Annotated in this window: 20 protein-coding genes; 18 read left to right on the forward strand and 2 right to left on the reverse strand. The window is 37.3% G+C overall.

The window, feature by feature from the left end:
• The first annotated feature begins 6 nt into the window (after nucleotides 1-6).
• From FXF36_RS11155 to FXF36_RS11185, 7 genes are all read left to right on the forward strand, one after another.
• Nucleotides 7-1,296: a GNAT family N-acetyltransferase gene (locus tag FXF36_RS11155; RefSeq protein ID WP_151624091.1), complete on the forward strand. Its 1,290-nt coding sequence runs from the start codon at nucleotides 7-9 to the stop codon at nucleotides 1,294-1,296.
• Nucleotides 1,297-1,397: 101 nt separating this feature from the next.
• Complete coding sequence (locus FXF36_RS11160) at nucleotides 1,398-2,345, forward strand: L-lactate dehydrogenase (protein ID WP_151624093.1); 948 nt, start codon at nucleotides 1,398-1,400, stop codon at nucleotides 2,343-2,345.
• A gap of 24 nt (nucleotides 2,346-2,369) precedes the next feature.
• On the forward strand, nucleotides 2,370-2,840 hold the full coding sequence (locus tag FXF36_RS11165) for an NUDIX hydrolase (RefSeq protein ID WP_151624095.1): 471 nt from the start codon (nucleotides 2,370-2,372) through the stop codon (nucleotides 2,838-2,840).
• Nucleotides 2,841-3,136: 296 nt separating this feature from the next.
• Nucleotides 3,137-3,904, forward strand: a complete 768-nt coding sequence (locus FXF36_RS11170; protein ID WP_151624097.1) for a ZIP family metal transporter — start codon at nucleotides 3,137-3,139, stop codon at nucleotides 3,902-3,904.
• Between the two features lie 152 nt (nucleotides 3,905-4,056).
• Nucleotides 4,057-4,710, forward strand: a complete 654-nt coding sequence (locus FXF36_RS11175; protein ID WP_151624099.1) for a DUF3990 domain-containing protein — start codon at nucleotides 4,057-4,059, stop codon at nucleotides 4,708-4,710.
• Between the two features lies 1 nt (nucleotide 4,711).
• A complete protein-coding gene (locus tag FXF36_RS11180) occupies nucleotides 4,712-5,353 on the forward strand; it encodes a helix-turn-helix domain-containing protein (protein WP_151624101.1) in 642 nt (213 codons plus the stop codon).
• Between the two features lie 3 nt (nucleotides 5,354-5,356).
• Complete coding sequence (locus FXF36_RS11185; protein WP_151624103.1) at nucleotides 5,357-5,887, forward strand: 2'-5' RNA ligase family protein; 531 nt, start codon at nucleotides 5,357-5,359, stop codon at nucleotides 5,885-5,887.
• Here the strand turns inward: FXF36_RS11185 and FXF36_RS11190 are convergent.
• Entirely contained in the window at nucleotides 5,860-6,990 is a 1,131-nt protein-coding gene (locus tag FXF36_RS11190) for an aldo/keto reductase (protein WP_151624105.1), read from the reverse strand. The genes FXF36_RS11185 and FXF36_RS11190 overlap by 28 nt on opposite strands.
• 231 nt (nucleotides 6,991-7,221) lie before the next feature.
• On the opposite strand from FXF36_RS11190, the gene FXF36_RS11195 reads away from it, so the two are divergent.
• The 4 genes from FXF36_RS11195 (at nucleotide 7,222) to FXF36_RS11210 (ending at nucleotide 11,151) form a co-directional block, all read left to right on the forward strand.
• On the forward strand, nucleotides 7,222-8,040 hold the full coding sequence (locus FXF36_RS11195) for a HipA domain-containing protein (RefSeq protein ID WP_151624107.1): 819 nt from the start codon (nucleotides 7,222-7,224) through the stop codon (nucleotides 8,038-8,040).
• Nucleotides 8,015-8,827 (forward strand): hypothetical protein, encoded by an 813-nt coding sequence (locus tag FXF36_RS11200; protein WP_151624109.1) that lies wholly within the window; start codon nucleotides 8,015-8,017, stop codon nucleotides 8,825-8,827. The genes FXF36_RS11195 and FXF36_RS11200 overlap by 26 nt, the downstream gene beginning before the upstream one ends.
• A 172-nt stretch (nucleotides 8,828-8,999) precedes the next feature.
• Entirely contained in the window at nucleotides 9,000-10,088 is a 1,089-nt protein-coding gene (locus tag FXF36_RS11205; protein ID WP_167511372.1) for an ATP-binding protein, read from the forward strand.
• 193 nt (nucleotides 10,089-10,281) lie between these two features.
• On the forward strand, nucleotides 10,282-11,151 hold the full coding sequence (locus FXF36_RS11210; RefSeq protein WP_151624113.1) for a CPBP family glutamic-type intramembrane protease: 870 nt from the start codon (nucleotides 10,282-10,284) through the stop codon (nucleotides 11,149-11,151).
• On the opposite strand, the gene FXF36_RS11215 is transcribed toward FXF36_RS11210, so the two are convergent.
• Nucleotides 11,148-11,252, reverse strand: a complete 105-nt coding sequence (locus FXF36_RS11215) for a diguanylate cyclase (protein ID WP_151624115.1) — start codon at nucleotides 11,250-11,252, stop codon at nucleotides 11,148-11,150. The two genes, FXF36_RS11210 and FXF36_RS11215, sit on opposite strands and share 4 nt — an antisense overlap.
• A 169-nt stretch (nucleotides 11,253-11,421) precedes the next feature.
• Between FXF36_RS11215 and FXF36_RS11220 the strand changes: the two genes are divergently transcribed.
• The 7 genes from FXF36_RS11220 (at nucleotide 11,422) to FXF36_RS11250 (ending at nucleotide 17,934) form a co-directional block, all read left to right on the forward strand.
• Nucleotides 11,422-11,730, forward strand: coding sequence for a hypothetical protein (locus FXF36_RS11220; protein WP_151624117.1), 309 nt, complete (start codon nucleotides 11,422-11,424; stop codon nucleotides 11,728-11,730).
• An 81-nt stretch (nucleotides 11,731-11,811) separates the two neighbouring features.
• The gene (locus tag FXF36_RS11225; RefSeq protein WP_243143505.1) at nucleotides 11,812-12,882 is read left to right on the forward strand and encodes a metal ABC transporter substrate-binding protein; all 1,071 of its coding nucleotides are present in this window, start codon (nucleotides 11,812-11,814) and stop codon (nucleotides 12,880-12,882) included.
• A 9-nt stretch (nucleotides 12,883-12,891) separates the two neighbouring features.
• Nucleotides 12,892-13,560, forward strand: coding sequence for a metal ABC transporter ATP-binding protein (locus FXF36_RS11230; RefSeq protein ID WP_151624119.1), 669 nt, complete (start codon nucleotides 12,892-12,894; stop codon nucleotides 13,558-13,560).
• Nucleotides 13,554-14,387, forward strand: coding sequence for a metal ABC transporter permease (locus tag FXF36_RS11235; protein ID WP_151624121.1), 834 nt, complete (start codon nucleotides 13,554-13,556; stop codon nucleotides 14,385-14,387). The genes FXF36_RS11230 and FXF36_RS11235 overlap by 7 nt, the downstream gene beginning before the upstream one ends.
• A 6-nt stretch (nucleotides 14,388-14,393) precedes the next feature.
• On the forward strand, nucleotides 14,394-14,948 hold the full coding sequence (locus FXF36_RS11240) for a hypothetical protein (RefSeq protein WP_151624123.1): 555 nt from the start codon (nucleotides 14,394-14,396) through the stop codon (nucleotides 14,946-14,948).
• 125 nt (nucleotides 14,949-15,073) lie between these two features.
• On the forward strand, nucleotides 15,074-16,444 hold the full coding sequence (locus tag FXF36_RS11245; protein WP_151624125.1) for an MATE family efflux transporter: 1,371 nt from the start codon (nucleotides 15,074-15,076) through the stop codon (nucleotides 16,442-16,444).
• A gap of 158 nt (nucleotides 16,445-16,602) precedes the next feature.
• A complete protein-coding gene (locus FXF36_RS11250) occupies nucleotides 16,603-17,934 on the forward strand; it encodes an O-acetylhomoserine aminocarboxypropyltransferase/cysteine synthase family protein (protein WP_151624127.1) in 1,332 nt (443 codons plus the stop codon).
• The last annotated feature ends 13 nt before the right edge of the window (nucleotides 17,935-17,947 follow it).

A 17,947-nucleotide genomic window follows, 5' to 3' on the forward strand; every position in this document is an offset into this window, starting at 1 on the left:
ACGCTAATGGAATTAGTAAGAGTGCAGGACAGTGATTATCAAAAGGCATACGATTTGTTTATGACTTTTAAACAGGATGAGAATGGATTTATAAATTGTGTGTATGGCTATGATTACAATCAGTTCTTGCAGTGGATAGAGAAAAAGAGAAACTGGTCTGAGGGAAAAGATCTTCCAGAAGGTTTTGTGCCAGATACCACCTTTTTGTTGTCGGATGATGATAAGTATGTGGGAGTTTTTAACTTGAGACACTGCTTAAATGATTTCTTAAGAGAAGGTCCAGGACATATTGGCTATGGTATTTCTTCAAAATTCCGTGGCAAAGGTTATGCTACAGAAGGTCTAAAATTAACTTTGGCAAAGGCAAGAGAGATGAGCATTCATGAGGCGTATCTATCTTGCAATAAAGACAATACCGCCAGTCTTCGGGTGCAGCTAAAAAACGGAGCATACATTCATCATGAGAATGATACAAAGTACTTCACAAGAATAAATTCTATAGATGAAAATGGTTCAAGGCAGGAAATAGTTAGTGATTTTTATACTGATTATAATGAGGAAACAAGATTAGAGCGCTCTAGACACGGTCAGTTAGAGTATGCCATTACTATGGAATATGTTCATAGATACTTGGGAACAGACGCTAAGATTTTAGAGGTAGGTGCAGGTACTGGAAGATACTCTATTGCTCTTGCCAAGGAAGGCTATGATGTGACATCAGTAGAGCTTGTGGAGAAAAATATAGGAATTCTTAAGGAAAAGAGCGCGGGACTTTCTAATCTTAGAGCATTGCAAGGTGACGCTACTGATTTAAGCTGCCTTAAAGATGATTCCTATGATGTTACTTTAGTTTTTGGCCCAATGTACCATCTTTATGAAGATGTAGATGTTAATAAGGCTATTGATGAAGCAATCAGGGTAACAAGGCCAGGTGGAACAATCTTATTTGCTTTCATATCCGTATTTGCGATAATGTATTCAAATTATTTCCAGGGCAACTGGAAATTTGGAGAGGAGGAGAATTTCTCTTCAGATTATAAGGTGAAACATTTTAAAGAACAGCTATTCACCGGTTATGATGTTGTTGATTTTGAAAAGTTATTTGAGACAAAGGCTGTCGAATGGATTACAACAGCTGGAGTAGATGGATTATTAGAGCCAATAGAGCATCGACTTGACTTTTCTATTCCAGAAGAAGATTTTGAAGGTTTCAAGAACTGGTACCTTGCTTTTTCAGAAAAGAGAGAGCTTCTAGGACATACAAATCATCTGCTTTACATTTGTAGAAAAAAATAAATGATAAATGTTATCAATTTAAAAGTTGCAAATGCAACTTGGGGTTATTGCCTCTTAAGCTAAAATGTAGGAGAATAAAGAAAAACGTAGGAGGTACAATCATGAGTAAAGTAAATGAAAGAAAAGTTGCCGTTGTAGGTTGTGGATTTGTTGGTTCAGCATCAGCCTTTGCACTTATGGAGAGTGGATTATTTTCTGAGATGGTTCTCATTGATGTGAACAAGGACAAGGCAGAGGGTGAAGCCCTTGATATCAGTCATGGTTTACCTTTTGCAAAGCCAATGTCTATATATGCAGGCGATTATAAGGATGCAGGGGATGCGGCAGTTGTAGTTGTTACTGCAGGTGCAGGCCAGAAGCCTGGTGAGACAAGACTTGATCTTGTAAAGAAGAACGTAGGAATCTTTAAATCAATTATTCCTGAGATTACAAAATACAATAAGGATGGAATTCTTCTTATTGTAGCTAACCCTGTTGATATTCTTACATCTGTAGCTGTAAAGCTCAGTGGCTTCCCTGAGAATAGGGTATTTGGTTCAGGTACAGTTCTTGATACAGCCAGATTTAAATATTTGTTAGGTGAGCATCTTGATGTAGACAGCCGTTCTGTTCACGCTTTCATTATTGGAGAGCATGGTGACAGCGAAATAGCTGCATGGTCTTCAGCAAATGTATCAGGAATTCCAATCCATGATTTCTGTGAGATGAGAGGCCATTTTGAGCATGAGAAATCAATGGCGAGAATTGCCGAGGATGTTAAAAATAGTGCTTATGGCATTATTGAGAAGAAGGGTGCTACTTACTACGGAATTGCCATGAGTGTTCGCAGAATCTGTGAGGCAATAATTCGTGATGAGAAGTCAATTCTTCCAATTTCCAGCATCCAGCATGGAGACTTCGGAATTGATGGAGTGGCACTTAGTATGCCAGCTATAGTTGGTAGAAACGGTGTTGAAGGTTCCGTTCCAATTCGTCTAAGCGAAGAAGAAAAAATTGCACTTCAGGCTTCAGGAAATACATTGCAGCAGGTATTGGACGAGGCTTTCTAATAAAGAAAAAAGGAATAGTGTATTATGAATTATCTTGGAGATTTGAGAAAAACTTTTGGGCATGAGCTTCTTATGACAGTTGGATGTGGCTTATTACTTGAAAATGAAAAGGGCGAAGTGCTACTCCAAAAGAGAAGTGACAATGGGTTGTGGTGTATCCCAGGAGGAGCATTAGAACCACACGAGACATACATTGAAGCAGTAAAAAGAGAAGTATTTGAAGAGGTGGGAATAAAGATTACAGATCCAGAATTGTTCGGTCTTTATTCAGGAGAGGATAGAGTGATTACCTATCCAAATGATGACGTTGTATATTCTCTTGCTGTGATTTTTAAGGGTCATACCTATGAAGGAGAGATTTCTGATGAGGATTGTGAGGTATTAGAGCATAGATTTTTTGCTAAGGATGAAATTCCAAGGGATATGCTATTTATACCTGATGCAAGACCGATTTTAGATTGGGCAGATGGCGGGAATACCTGTTTGGTAAAGTAGATTAATGTGATATTAAAATTTCTTTATCGATAAAAATAATCAATAAAATAATATGAGATTTCTTGAGTAATCTAATGAGTTCTGCTATTCTACTTTTGGTTAGAGATTTCTAACTAGTGTAAGACTTCTAGCTGGCATTAATGAAATTGCCAGCTAGAATCCTGCTTAGCAGTTTATCCTGGAATGAGTGCGTTTAATGTTAGTATTAAATAAGCATTAAGCTAAATCATTAAAAAAACACAAGGAAAGGTTAGAATACCCCTATATTGTGATAGACAGTATAGGGGTAAGATTTTATGTGGCAAATAATTATTATTCCATTTTTAGGAACCAGCTTAGGAGCTGCTAGCGTATTCCTTTTTAAGGAAGGTATGACAGAAAAACTTCAGAGGGCGTTGACTGGCTTTGCGTCTGGTGTAATGGTGGCTGCGTCATTCTTCAGTTTGATTTTACCAGCGCTGGAACAGGCCACTGATATGGGAAAAATGCGTTTTATACCAGTGGCAATAGGTTTTGCGATTGGTATGCTTTTTTTACTTGTGCTGGATGTATTGACTCCACATATGCATTTCAATCATTGTGAAGAAGGTCTTCACAGTGGGTTGAAGCGCACAACAAAGCTGGTGTTAGCTGTCACACTTCATAATTTGCCAGAGGGAATGGCTGTAGGTATTGTGTGTGCAGGCTGGTTGTATGGGAATTCTTCAATTACTTTTGCTGGCGCATTGGCGTTATCACTGGGTATTGCAATTCAAAATTTCCCAGAGGGTGCAATAGTTTCAGTACCTCTTTTAGGTGAAGGGGTGCCAAAGGGGAAGACATTTCTTTATGGTGTTTTATCGGGAATTGTGGAGCCCGTTGGCGCGCTTCTTGTTATTGCTGCATCAGCCTTACTAATTCCTACGATGCCATATTTACTTAGCTTTGCTGCAGGAGCAATGATGTATGTTGTAGTGGAGGAATTAATCCCAGAAATGTCTGAAGGCCCACATTCAAACATCGCCACAATATGCTTTGCGGCAGGATTTATTTTGATGATGGCATTGGATACAGGATTAGGTTGAGTCTAAGGATTAATTAAATAACTTATTATTGGAGTCCTTCGGGACTCTAATAAAGTCAGTCATGGAAGCCATGGCTGGCTTTTTTATATTCTTGAATATATACTTCTGTGGAGTTATAATATATATACTTCTAGAGAAGTATAGGAGGCTATATGGATAATATTATTCTATATCATGGATCTGAGAGAATTATAGAAAAGCCAAAGTATAAAGAGGGCAATATATATAATGATTATGGACAGGGATTTTACTGTACAAAGCATATTGAGCTTGCTAAAGAATGGGCAGTAGATGATGAAAGGGCAGGATTTGTAAATTCGTATGAGGTAAATTTAGAAGGATTAAAAGTTCTAGATTTAAATGGCAGTGAGTATTCAATTTTGAATTGGCTAACTGTTTTATTAGAGCATCGCAATGTCAAAATTAGTAACCCTGTAGCGTTAGATGGCTTGGAGTATTTAAAGAAAAAATATTATGTGGATATAGAAGAATATGATGTGATAGTTGGTTATAGGGCAGATGACTCTTACTTTTCTTTTGCTAGAGCATTTGTTTCAAATTCCATTAGCATTTCACAACTTGAAAAGGCCATGTATCTTGGAGAGCTGGGAACGCAATATTTCATCAAGAGTGAAAAAGCTTTTTCAAGATTAAAGTTTATTGAGGCAAATCCTGTTGACTATATAGACTATTATCCAAAGAGAATGTCAAGAGATACAATCGCAAGAAATAGCTATAATGAGATTTCTAACACCTTGGATAAGGGTGGAGTTTACATTTTGGATTTAATGCGAGAGGAGAGCTAGTATGGTTCATGCATATAATCAAATGTATCTATATGATGCAATGTTAAACTTGGCAGAGGCATTTGATGTTGCTGTTAATGGATATAACTTTACATTGAATTTTTTTATGCAGCTGTTTATAAACTCTGGTATTGCCCATCAATTTGAAGTTGGTAATCCTAGATATCTGGTTGGAAAATCAGGGACAGAATTGGTGGATACAGTTGTAACAAAGGTTTATGGGATTGATGGTCGTAAGGAAGTGGATACATCATATACTCCACCTACTGTAGAATACTGGACAGGATGGGTGTTGGCATATTATCAATGGTCTTCTGGTAAATCATTCAGAGACATTCAGAAAATTATAACAGTAGAAGAGCTCAGTAAGAAATATAATCCATATCACGAAATGGATGAAGAAAAGATTGTTGAATATATTAATAGTAAAGCTGAGCATGCAGATACAGTCAGAAGGCTTCAGGCATATAGAAAGCTTTATGGAATGTCACAGAGTGAATTAGCCAGGGAGGCAGGGATTAATCTGAGGACCTTGCAGCAGTATGAAATTGGTGCAAAGGATATAAATAAAGCCGCTGCATCTACTGTTTTATCACTAAGCAAAGTATTGAAATGCAGACCGGAAGATTTGTGTGGGGAGTAGAAAATGTACTTAATATCAGCATATTTTGATGAAAAAGCAAATAAAATCTTATCAGGATATATTGATGGTGTGGCAAAAGCTTGTGGAAATAACTTCATGATAGATAACAATGTACCATCACACTTGACCATTCTTAGCATAGAAGCCAAGGATGAGGAAGCGGTAGTGGAAAAGGCTTCGGCTGTGATGAAAACACTATCATCAGGAGAAATTCTGATTCCTACTTTAGGACAGATATTACCTGGGGTAATCTATGCATCCCCAGTGATAAACGAATACATAATGGACTTGCAGGTAAAGTTATATGAAGCATTAAAAGATATGGAAGAAATATCCTTTAGTAAATATTATCTACCATATTCCTGGATGCCTCACATAACTTTAGGCAAGACACTAGAGCCAGAGCAAATGAAGGATGCATTTACATACCTGCAGAAATCATTTGTCCCTCTAGAAGCAAAGATAGTGGAGATTGGAGTCGCCAAGACTAATCCTCACAGGGATATTTATTCAAACACGCTGGCGCAATCCTGAAGTCTTTCAATAATATTTATATGCTGAGGACAAACACTTTCGCACTGTCCACACTGGACACATGCGCTGGCAACACCGCGATCTTTAGTTGCCTTTTCGTAATCCTGTTTACCAGCTTCTATTTGTTCCCAAATAAGCTGTTTGTTTCTGGCAGAGAAAATCTCTGGAATAGGAATTTGCATTGGACAACCGTCTGTACAGTAGTGACATGATGTACAAGGAATAGAATCAATGCTATCAAGTATATTCTGCGCTTTTGAAATAACCTGCTGTTCTTCATTGGATAGAGGCTTAAAGTTACTCATATATGAGAGATTATCAGCCATCTGCTCTACATTAGACATTCCAGAAAGTACAGTGATAATTCCATCTAAGGAAGCAACGAAGCGGATAGCCCAAGATGCAATACTTGTATTAGGATTTGCTTTCTTTAAGAGCTCACGTACTGCAGCTGGAGGATTTGCCAGTGTACCACCTTTGATTGGCTCCATAACCACGATAGATTTACCGTGCTTTCTAGCTACCTCGTAGCAGCCTCTGGACTGTACATTAGGATTGTTCCAGTCAGCATAGTTAATTTGAAGCTGAACGAATTCTGCATCTGGATGAGCTGTAAGAATTTCATCTAAGCGCTCAGGCGTATCGTGGAAAGAAAAGCCATAGTGCTTGATAAGCCCTTTTTCTTTCATCTCTTTTACGTAGTCCCAAAGATGCCATTCTTCGTATTTTTTTAAGTTTCCATCTGAGAGAGCATGGAGCAGATAATAATCAATGTAGCCTGCACCAGTACGCTCCAAGCTGGTAAGAAGCTCCTGCTTTGCACTTTCCTCATCATGAGCTGCAAAAGCTCCAAGCTTTGTAGCAAGAGTGTAGCTTTCTCTAGGATATCTGTCTACGAGAGCTACTTTTGCTGCCTTCTCGGATTCGCCACCATCATAAACAAAGGCAGTATCAAAATATGTAAGACCTGCTTCCATAAACATATCTACCATTTTCTTGGTCTGTTCAATGTCAATCTTTGAAGGATTGTCAGCTTCCTTTGGCAGACGCATCAAGCCGAAACCAAGCTTAGGTGTATTTTCACCAAAAAATTTTTCGCCCATACATAGTCTCCTTTTACAAATTGTTAATCTAAATATATCACATATATTTTTTAGCGACTAATTGTTTGTTGATTTATGTATTACTATTTTTTGTTATTCTATGTGGTGAGTAAGAAAGGTTTAGCCAGTTATTAATTCATTTTATAACTGGTTATTATTTTTACCAATAAATACTATAAAACTTGACGATAGTAAAGATTTAAAATTATAATCTGTATAGGAGGTATTCCTATGCAAATTTTTTTTGATTTAGAAGATTTAAGATATTTAGATTGGAGCAAGACGAGGCATAGTTCTGGGACTGCCGGCACCCTTCTGAAAGCCCAAGAGATTATCAATGGAAGAAAAGTATATTACAAACTTTCTAGATTTGATACGAGAAAAGGAATTATTGGTCATGAATGTGTGAATGAAATCATTGCTGATAGACTATTGACCTCGCTTGGAATAGAGCATTTGGATTATGAACTTGTTCATGCTTTAATTCTTATTCAGGGGGAAGAGTATGAGACTTATATATGTCGCTCATATGATTATAAAAAAGCAGGTGAAAAGAAAATTGCACTTGATGCATTTTATGAGGTAATGGCTGAGCCAGGAGAATCTTCATTAGATTTTTGCAAAAGACAAGGTTGGTTAGAATATATTTATAATATGTTCACTATAGATTATCTTATTTTAAATCGAGATCGACATGGTGCAAATATTGAGGTGCTTAAAGATATAGAAGGAAATATAAGATTGGCACCATTATTTGATCAAGGCTTATCTCTTCTGTATGACACAAGAGAACCAGAAAAGTTAACTAAGAAGGAGTTATTGGAAGATATTAAAGTAATGGATTTTATTGGTTCAGGCTATACTTTTGAAAATCTTTCATTGATTCCTCAAAAGAAAATGTTAAAACTTCCTTCTAATAAAAAAGAAATTATAACTTCTTTGTTTGATGGAATAGATGATTCAATAATGAAAAAAGGATATTGCGATAAAATTTGTGAAATGATTTCTGAAAGGTGGAAATTATATGAAGTACTTCGAAATAAGAAGTGATCTTCCTGATGATGAGAAGCTTTACGGTGTTGTTATATATAATGAAAAACGTGATGAGTACTTAGTTGAGCTACCAGAAGATTTGGAGTATAAAGATGCTCCAATTCTTTTAGATAAGGCTATTATAGATGGCACATATACATTGGGACCGCGTGTATCACACCTTTGGATTGAGCAGCGAGTTGTTCCAATTGACCGACAGAATATTGGAAGTATTTTAAATGCTGCAAAGCTTGATGAATACAATGAGTTTGAATTGTTGAAGCATGCCGATGGAAGATGTGCGCAAGATGATTTTTATTTAAAACCAATCCCAGCAAAAGCTATGCCTATAGATATTTGTTCGAGATTAGCTAAAAGGATAAAAGACTATGTCCTTCTTCCAGATTTAAAGATTATAGTTTTTTTTAGAAATGGAGAGACAAGGCTTTGTGATTTGAACAAACTGCAGGATAAATATTTTTGGATTAACTATCTTACTATAAATGAAAATTTCTATTATTCGCTTCATCTCGTTACCAGTGGATATGGAATTGCCTGGGATGAGAAACGTTTCATTTCTTGTGAAGAACTTTATTCCATTGGAAAACAGCAGGATATTACTTATGACATGTTTAAAACATTTATTTATCAGAGAACCATCTCTACAACTGGGGTATGTGATGCTTTGGATTGTAGTAGGCAAAATGTAAATGACCTCATGAAAAGGGACAAGCTTCATTCCGTGAAGGATTTGGACAATACGAAAATGTTTTTGAAATCTGAGATTGATGAGCGAATGGGGTAGGAAGAAAGGTTGCTAGTTATATTTAACGATAAGAAAGGATATGAAAGAATAAGAAAGGTTTGCAGGGTATTATACAGATAAGAAAGAGTAAGAAAGGTTTATACAATATAAGAAAGGTTGCTACATTTGCATTTGCTTGTTATAATATAAGCAGATGAATGGAGGAACTGACATGCAAAATCCTTTTACACATACTTTTGGTATGGAACCAGGTAAATATATTTCTACAGTGCAGACTGAGGAAATAGTAGAGAATTTTTCGTATCCAAATCCAAGTGAAAAATGTTACATGATTACTGGAGTTAGAGGCTGCGGTAAGACTGTTATGCTTTCCAAAATTGTTGAGGAATTAAAAAAGGATGATTCTTGGATTGTTATAGATTTGAATGTCACCAAGGATATGCAGCTTCAATTGGCTGCGAAGTTGGCTCAGGAAAAGCAGGTTCAGAAGTGTTTTCTAAAACCAAGTATTGAGATATCAATAGCCGGTATCAGTGCTGGGCTTGAATATAGTAAAGAGAAGATTTTTGATATCAATGTTTTGATTGAGAGAATGGTTCAAACTTTATCTTCTCATGAAAAAAGAATCATTATTACTCTTGATGATGTTTCGGCAACATCTGAGATGCGAGAGTTTGCACATACATTCCAAGGCTTGCTTCGAGCAAAGCTTCCAGTACATATTATTATGACTGGTTTGTTATCAAATTATAGAGATGTGACTAATAAACCGGAATTTAAAGATTGTACTTTCTTAACCAGGGCATTCCAGATTATGGTTGAGCCATTAGATTATAGTCAGATTGCTGTTTCATATCTCAATACATTTGATATATCTGAGAAAGAAGCAATCAAGCTTGCAAAAATGACTCGAGGATATGCTTTCGCTTATCAGGTTTTAGGTTGGCTGTTTTTTGAAAAGACAGTGAATGGTAAGAGTAAGAATCTTGAATTTGAGTATACCAGCGAGTTAATAAAATATTGTTATTCTAAGATTTGGACCGAGCTTACTGAAAAGGAAATACTTATTGTAAAATCCATGGTTGAGCTTGGTGCAGACTCTCAAAAAGTTAAGCGTGAAGATATAATTAAAGAAGTCGAAAAGACAGAACCTATCTCATCTGCAAGCTTTAATACATATAAGGAACGCTTGATAGGTAAAGGAATTCTTACTGTTTCAATAAATAGAGATGGATTTTATTGGATTGAGCTTCCTCAGTTCGGTGAGTTTGTAAGAATGTATCATATGGATGAGTTTTAGATAATTTATGCTGCTATTAATATAATTGATACCCAGCTATCATAAAATGTGGGGGGCTGTCGCTTTAGATGATTAAATCATCTGGGCGAGGCCCCTTATTAAAATTAGCACTAAATGCGTAGATAACAGCCATATAAACTGATAAAATATTGAACAGTATTATAAAAAATTGTTACGGGGATGGGGGTAGTGCATGAAAAATGAGAATTTAAGCAAGAAAAAGGTAGCTGTTATTTTCGTTATAGTTACACTTTTATTGACGTGGCTCTTTCAATTTACGCCAATAGTATTACAAATGAATGTAGAAGAGACTTCGGTATCTTCATTTGACTTTGCATCTATCTTTTTTGTTATCGGGGGTATGCTTCCATCACTTTTAGGAGGCATTTTTGTCGCTGTTTTATACAAAAAAGAGAATATTAAAGATTTCTTCAAAAGATGTCTTGTACCGGATAAAAGAAGTATTTTAGCTATATTTATCAGCTTGCTTCTCATATGTATTGAGTGCTTTGTCACACAGACAATATCCAAGATGAATGGAGGAGAAAATCTCGGATTTGAGGGGCTAAAACTTATTGCGGGAAATCCGTTAATGGTTTTCTATTTCCTGTTTTGGGGGCTGATATCAGGACCATTCTCTGAAGAGTTTGGCTGGAGAGGCTTTCTCTCAGATATGGTAATCAATAAAAAGAATGTTGTAAAAGGTTCGATAATTATTGGATTAATCTGGGGAATATGGCATTTACCACTGTTCTTTTATCCTGCTCAGATTCAGTATGAATGGGCTCATTCAAACATGCTTTTAGCGGTATGCTTTGTACTTATGTGTGTAACAAATTCCCTTGTATATAGTTCGATATATGTTATTTCACACAGAAAAGTCTTTCCAATATTCTTTTTACATATGTTTGAAAATATCGTTCTTACAGGAGCAATGATCTATCCATTCAGTGATGTTTACAAAACACTGGTTAATCCAGTTTCAATTGTACTTGATATAGTATTTTTTGTAATCATTACCAGAACAAGATTATATAAAGATAGTCTTGAAGCCATGAATTAAATTTCAATAAATTCATCACCACCCATTCGTCCAGCCAAATCTGTGGAGCGTATGGCTGAGCGGATGATTTCTGCAAATCGTATGAGAACCTTATCCCCCATATAGTTGGCTGTGGTAGCGCCAAAGCAGATAGTAAATGATATGAAGGAAAAGAGTAAAGCTTTGGGTTGGGATTAAAAGAATATTGTATACATGCATTTATTCTTTGACAAATGAAAAAAATTTATCTATGATTTCTATGACGTTAATTATTTGAAAAAGGATATTTGCATGTATATGAATAAGTCTCACAGCAGAATAATATCTATGGTAGCTCTTGTAGCTACTATCTTTGTGATGCTTTTTTCAGTTGCGTATTCTTCAGGGCATGTTAACCATCATTGTAATGATAGTGCTGACTGTCCTATATGTTCAATGCTTGCTCAGTGCGAGAGCAGTCTTAAGTCACTTGGTACTGGTCTTATAGCTGCAGTATTTTATGCGGTCGTTTTATCGCAGATATTTACTGTAAGCTTAGATTATAAATATCAGTCTGTTCAGACTACATTAGTTTCACAAAAGGTTAGATTAGATTCTTAAAAAATGCTTATTTTCAGGCCTGCTAGCTCAGGTCTTATTTGTGTTGCATAAATTTGATGATAAGCATGAAAGGATCTAAAAATGAAAAATTTAATATCGAAGGTTTTTACTAAAAGACTATTCACAAAGAATCGTAGACTTATGACTCTTTTATTTACTGTAGTTATTTTTGCAGGAAGTCTCATTGGATGTGGCAATAATCAGTCTACAAAATTAGATGGGATTACTGAAGAACAGGTGCCAGTCACAGGTGAATCAAACCAGAAAATCTCTGTGGTTACCACAATCTTTCCAGAGTATGACTGGGTAAAGGAGCTTGTAGGTGATAATGACAACGTAGAAATTACAATGCTTCTGGACAATGGCGTTGATTTACATAGCTTCCAGCCAACAGCTGAGGACATTATGAAGGTTGCCAATTGCGACATGTTTATCTACGTAGGCGGTGAATCAGATGAGTGGGTTGAGGATGCCCTTAAAGAGTCTGTTAATCCAGATATGGTTGTTATCAATCTTTTAGATGCTTTGGGAGAGAGCAACCTTAAGGAAGAAGAGGTTGTAGAGGGCATGGAAGCCGAGGAAGAGGAAGACGAAGGAGAAGAGGAAGAAGGTCCAGAAATCGATGAGCATGTTTGGCTTTCGCTAAAGAATGCACAAACTCTAGTGAAGGTGATTGCAGACAATCTTTCAGTTATCGATGCAGATAATAGCCATATGTATAGTTCAAATGCAGATGCGTACATTGCGAAGCTTGAAGCTTTAGATAAAACATACACTGCAGCAGTAGCAGATGCTAGTAAGGATACATTACTTTTTGGAGACAGATTCCCATTCAGATATTTGGTTGATGACTATGGCCTAAACTATTATGCAGCTTTTGTTGGATGCTCAGCTGAGACAGAGGCAAGCTTTGAAACAGTTGCTTTCCTTTCAAAAAAGGTAGATGAACTTGGACTTAACACAGTACTTACAATAGAAAAATCAGATGGAAAGATTGCAAACACGATAATTCAAAACACTGCAAACAAGGATGCGACAGTTTTAGCAATGGATTCAATGCAGTCTACTACAAGTCAGGATATTGCAGGTGGGACTTCTTATATGAGTATTATGGAAAGCAATTTGGAAGTATTAAAGGAAGCATTGAGGTAAGAAATAAAAATGATTGTATTATCAGCAAAGGATTTGGCGGTTGGCTATGAAGGAAAGTCTGTACTTCGAAATGTGAGCTTTGAGGTAAAGGCTGGAGACTATTTCTGTATTGTTGGAGAAAATGGTTCGGGAAAGACCACTCTGCTTAGAACAATCGTGGGGCTCATTCCTCCTATTTCAGGTGAATTGAATTACGGAGATGGTTTTACTAGGGCTGCAGTAGGATATCTACCTCAGCAGTCTGATGTTCAGCGTGATTTTCCGGCATCAGTATTTGAAATTGTTCTTTCAGGCTGTCAAAATGGCTTAACCCATAGATTTTTCTATTCTAGGAGTCAAAAGGAAATGGCGCTTAAAAATATAGAGCGAATGGGAATAGGTCATCTGGCCAAAAGATGCTATAGAGAACTGTCAGGAGGTCAGCAGCAAAGAGTTCTTCTTGCAAGAGCACTTTGTGCTACAAAACAGGTTTTGATTTTGGACGAACCAGTAGCTGGCCTTGATCCGGAGGCAACAGAAGAAATGTATAGAATGATAAAGCAGCTTAATGATGAAGGTCTGACAATAATTATGATTAGTCACGATATTGCAAATGTACAAAAATACGCAAATACGATATTTGACGTGAATCAGATTCCGGAATCTATTTCTATAGAGGGAGGTGTAAGTACATGTTAGAAATGCTTTTTATGTATCTTCAGTATCCCTTTGTAAGATACGCAATAATCGTTGGAGTGCTGATTGCATTGTGTTCATCACTGCTTGGCGTCACACTTGTACTTAAAAGATATTCTTATATAGGGGATGGACTATCTCATGTGGCATTTGGTGCCATGTCCATTGCTGCGGTACTAAACTTCACAAATAAGATGATTATAGTACTTCCTTTCACAGTGCTTGCAGCCATTCTTTTGCTGAAAAATGGTAATAATACAAAGGTGAAGGGGGACGCAGCCATTGCAATGATTTCGGTGGGAGCCTTGGCCTTTGGCTATATGCTGATGAATGTATTTCCAGTTTCTTCTAATATTTCTGGAGATGTATGTTCCACCTTGTTTGGCTCCACTTCTATACTTACACTTACAAAGGAAGAGGTTTGGATTAGTGGGATAATGTCAGTGATAGTTGTAGGCATTTTCATCCTTTTTTACAACAGGATATTTGCAGTGACCTTCGACGAGAATTTTGCCATAGCGGTAGGAACTAATGTGAAGGCGTACAATTTTCTAATTGCCACAATCATTGCCGTGATTATTGTGCTGGCTATGAATTTAGTGGGATCGTTACTCATATCAGCGCTTGTTATTTTTCCTACACTGTCAGCCATGAGTATTCTCAAAAGCTTTAGGGCAGTAATAGTGTTCTCTGCTATTTCATCAGTTGTCTGCGCACTGTTTGGAATTATTATCTCTATTCTTGCGGGAACTCCTGTGGGTTCGACTATCGTAGCTGCAGATGTAGTTTTGTTTTTAGCATGTTACTTGCTAGGAAAAGTCAGGGGGTAATAGCTGATGAAAAAGAAGATTGTTTTGTTAGGAATTTTGTTGCAGGCAATATGTTTCGTGTCATGTGCTGACGCTGAAAGTATTGAGGATACAACTGGAAAATCTTCTGTTGTGGAAAGTAGTCAGGTGGCAGAGGAGACTGCTGAAGATGCAATAGTTGGAGAAGGGCTTGAGGCTGATATGACTGAAGATGAGGCAAAGGCTGACCCATCAGTAGATATTGATTTGACTGTCTTATCATCTACTTTTGTTTATTCTGAGGTTTATAATATGGTAATGGAGCCTCAGGAATATATAGGTGAAAAAATCAAAATGGAGGGTACTTGTTCTATATATAAAGATGAGAGTACAGGAAATGTTTATTATGCCTGTATAATCAAGGATGCTACTCAGTGTTGCGCACAAGGGCTGGAGTTTACTCTCGATGAAAATAAATATTCACAGGAGGATTACCCTAAGGAGGGTGACTTTATTACAATCTCGGGTACGTTTGATACCTATAGTGAAGGAGCGAATAATTATTTAACTGTTCGTGACAGTGAGCTGATTTTGTTAGAGTAGAAATTTAAAGCAATAAATGACCTAAAAGATATCAAATTAATACCATCATAAAATTTTTTGATTGTGTACAATGCATACTACAGCATAACAATTGCGTAGTATGCATTTTTGTATTGAGGGTTATTATGGCAAAAATTTTTAGCGCGACAAAAAAGAGAGATATTGATTTTACCCAAGGAAGTCCATTTAAGCTAATCAATGCTTTTTTCTGGCCTTTATTTTTAACAAGTATGCTTCAGCAGGTATACAATTTTGTAGACACTTTGATTGTTGGAAAGGGCTTGGGAGACAATGCTCTTGCTGCTGTAGGTAATATGGGGTCACTTTTCTTTTTGATTGTGGGCTTTTCCTTTGGACTGGCAAATGGATTTGCAGTTCTAATTGCACAAAGCTATGGAGCAAAGGATGAGGAACAGCTTAGAAGAAGACTTGCAGCAACTATAGAGCTTGGGGTAATTTTAGCAATTGTTCTTTCGACTATAAGCCTGTTATTTTTGTCAAATCTTCTTACATTTTTAAATACTGATGAAGTGATTATGAAGGATAGCCTGAAATACGGTTATATTGTCTTTGGTGGTTTGCCAGTTGGCATCAGCTATAATATAGCAGGTTCAATTTTGCGCTCCTTTGGTGATAGCAGGACTCCATTAAAGGCTATCGTCATTTCATCTATTTTGAATCTTACGTTAGATAGCTTTTTCATTTTTGGACTTGGCTCTGGCGTTGAGGGTGCAGCCATTGCTACAGTAGTAGCGCAGGTGGTTTCTGTCGTTATCTGTATCAACAGCTTAAGACAGATTGAGATGATTAAGCTTAAAAAAGCGCATTTTATTAATTCAGGGAATGTATATTATGAGCTTTTAAAGAATGGTCTTCCAATGGCTATTATGAATTCTATAACAGCTGTTGGATGCATGGTGGTTCAGGCATTTGTAAATGGCTACGGCGTTGTCTTTACTGCTTCATATTCAGTGTGCTCAAAGTATTTGAATCTGTTCATGAATCCTGCAGCTACAACTGGAAGTGCCATCACGGCATACACCAGTCAAAACTATGGTGCTAAGGAATACGGACGAATCAAGGAGGGAGTAAAGGTAGGCCTTGGCATGGTTGGAGTTTTCTATCTGATTCTTGGCTCAATCATGGTATTTCTGCCAGCACAGCTTGCAGACTTCCTGTTGGATGGTAAGAAGCAGATAGAGCTTGTATGTATCTTCCTGCCAAGATGCGGTGTAATGCTTATTTTCCTTAACATCTTATTTATTGTTAGAGCAACGGTGCAGGGTATGGGAAAGCCAATGCTACCAATGTTTTCAGGAATCCTTGAGATGATTCTTAGAACCTTTGTAATTTCATTTTTCATTAGCAGAATTGGATTTAAGGCTACGCCTTATGCAGAGATTAGCGCCTGGCTTGGAGCTTTATTCGTAAATGCGTATGCACTTTATATCGCGCTTGTCCCATTATTAAAGGAGCAAAAGGTGGCTTTAGAATAAGACTTTATTAGACTATAGCTGGTTATAAATTTGATTGATAACTGGCTATAGTTTTTCTTTATCTTAAAACCTATTGACTTGGTAGGTAATTAATTATATTATCTATTCAACACAAAAACATAGCGAAAGGGTAGGTAATTCAAAAGGAGGAGAAAATTATGAGCAATTATAGATTCGAGACATTAGCACTTCACGTAGGACAGGAAAATCCAGATCCAGCATCTGATGCAAGAGCAGTACCTATTTATCAGACAACATCTTATGTATTTAGAGATTCTCAGCATGCAGCTGACCGCTTTGGTCTTGCAGATGCAGGAAACATTTACGGAAGACTTACAAACTCTACACAGGGCGTATTAGAACAGAGAGTTGCAGCTCTTGAAGGTGGCACAGCAGCACTTGCAGTTGCATCTGGTGCAGCAGCAATCACATATACACTTGAGGCCCTTGCGGCAAACGGCGGTCACTTCGTAGCACAGAAGACAATCTACGGCGGAAGCTACAACTTACTTGCACATACACTTCCACAGTACGGAATTACAGCTACATTCGTAGATGCTCACAACCTTAAAGAGGTTGAGGATGCAATTCAGGAAGACACAAAGGCAATCTACATCGAGACACTTGGAAATCCAAACTCAGATATTCCTGATATCGATGCACTTGCAGAAATCGCACACCGTCACGATCTTCCACTTGTAGTTGATAACACATTTGGAGCAGCTTACTGGGTACGTCCAATTGAGCACGGTGCAGACATCGTAGTTCACTCAGCTACAAAGTTCTTTGGTGGACACGGAACAACACTTGGTGGAGTTATCATTGAGGCTGGTACCTATGATTGGAAGAAGAGCGGAAAGTTCCTTGCAATTGCAGAACCAAACCCAAGCTATCACGGAATTTCATTTGCTGATGCTACAGCCCCTGCAGCATTCGTAACATATATCAGAGCAATCCTTCTTCGCGATACAGGTGCTACAATTTCACCATTCAACGCATTCCTTCTTCTTCAGGGAATCGAGACACTGCCACTTCGTCTCGACAGACATGCAGAGAATACAACAAAGGTTGTTGAGTTCCTTAAGAATCATCCAAAGGTTGCAAAGGTTAACCATCCTTCGCTATCGGACCATCCAGATCACGAATTATATAAGAAGTATTTCCCTAAGGATGGCGGCAGCATCTTTACATTTGAAATTAAGGGTGGAAAGGAAGAGGCATTTAAGTTTATCGACAATCTTCAGATTTTCTCTATCCTTGCAAATGTAGCTGATGTTAAGAGCCTTGTTATTCACCCAGCGACAACAACACATTCACAGCTTACAGAGGCTGAGCTTTTAGATCAGGGAATCACACAGTCTACAATCAGACTTTCAATTGGTACAGAGCACATCGACGACATCATCGAAGATCTTGAGAAGGGCTTTGCAGCAATTGATGGAATTAACAACGTAAATACGGATTCACATCAGAATTCAGAAGCAGTATAATATTTAAAACATT

Source organism: Pseudobutyrivibrio xylanivorans (assembly GCF_008935055.1).
GTDB classification, from domain to species: Bacteria; Bacillota; Clostridia; order Lachnospirales; family Lachnospiraceae; genus Pseudobutyrivibrio; species Pseudobutyrivibrio xylanivorans_A.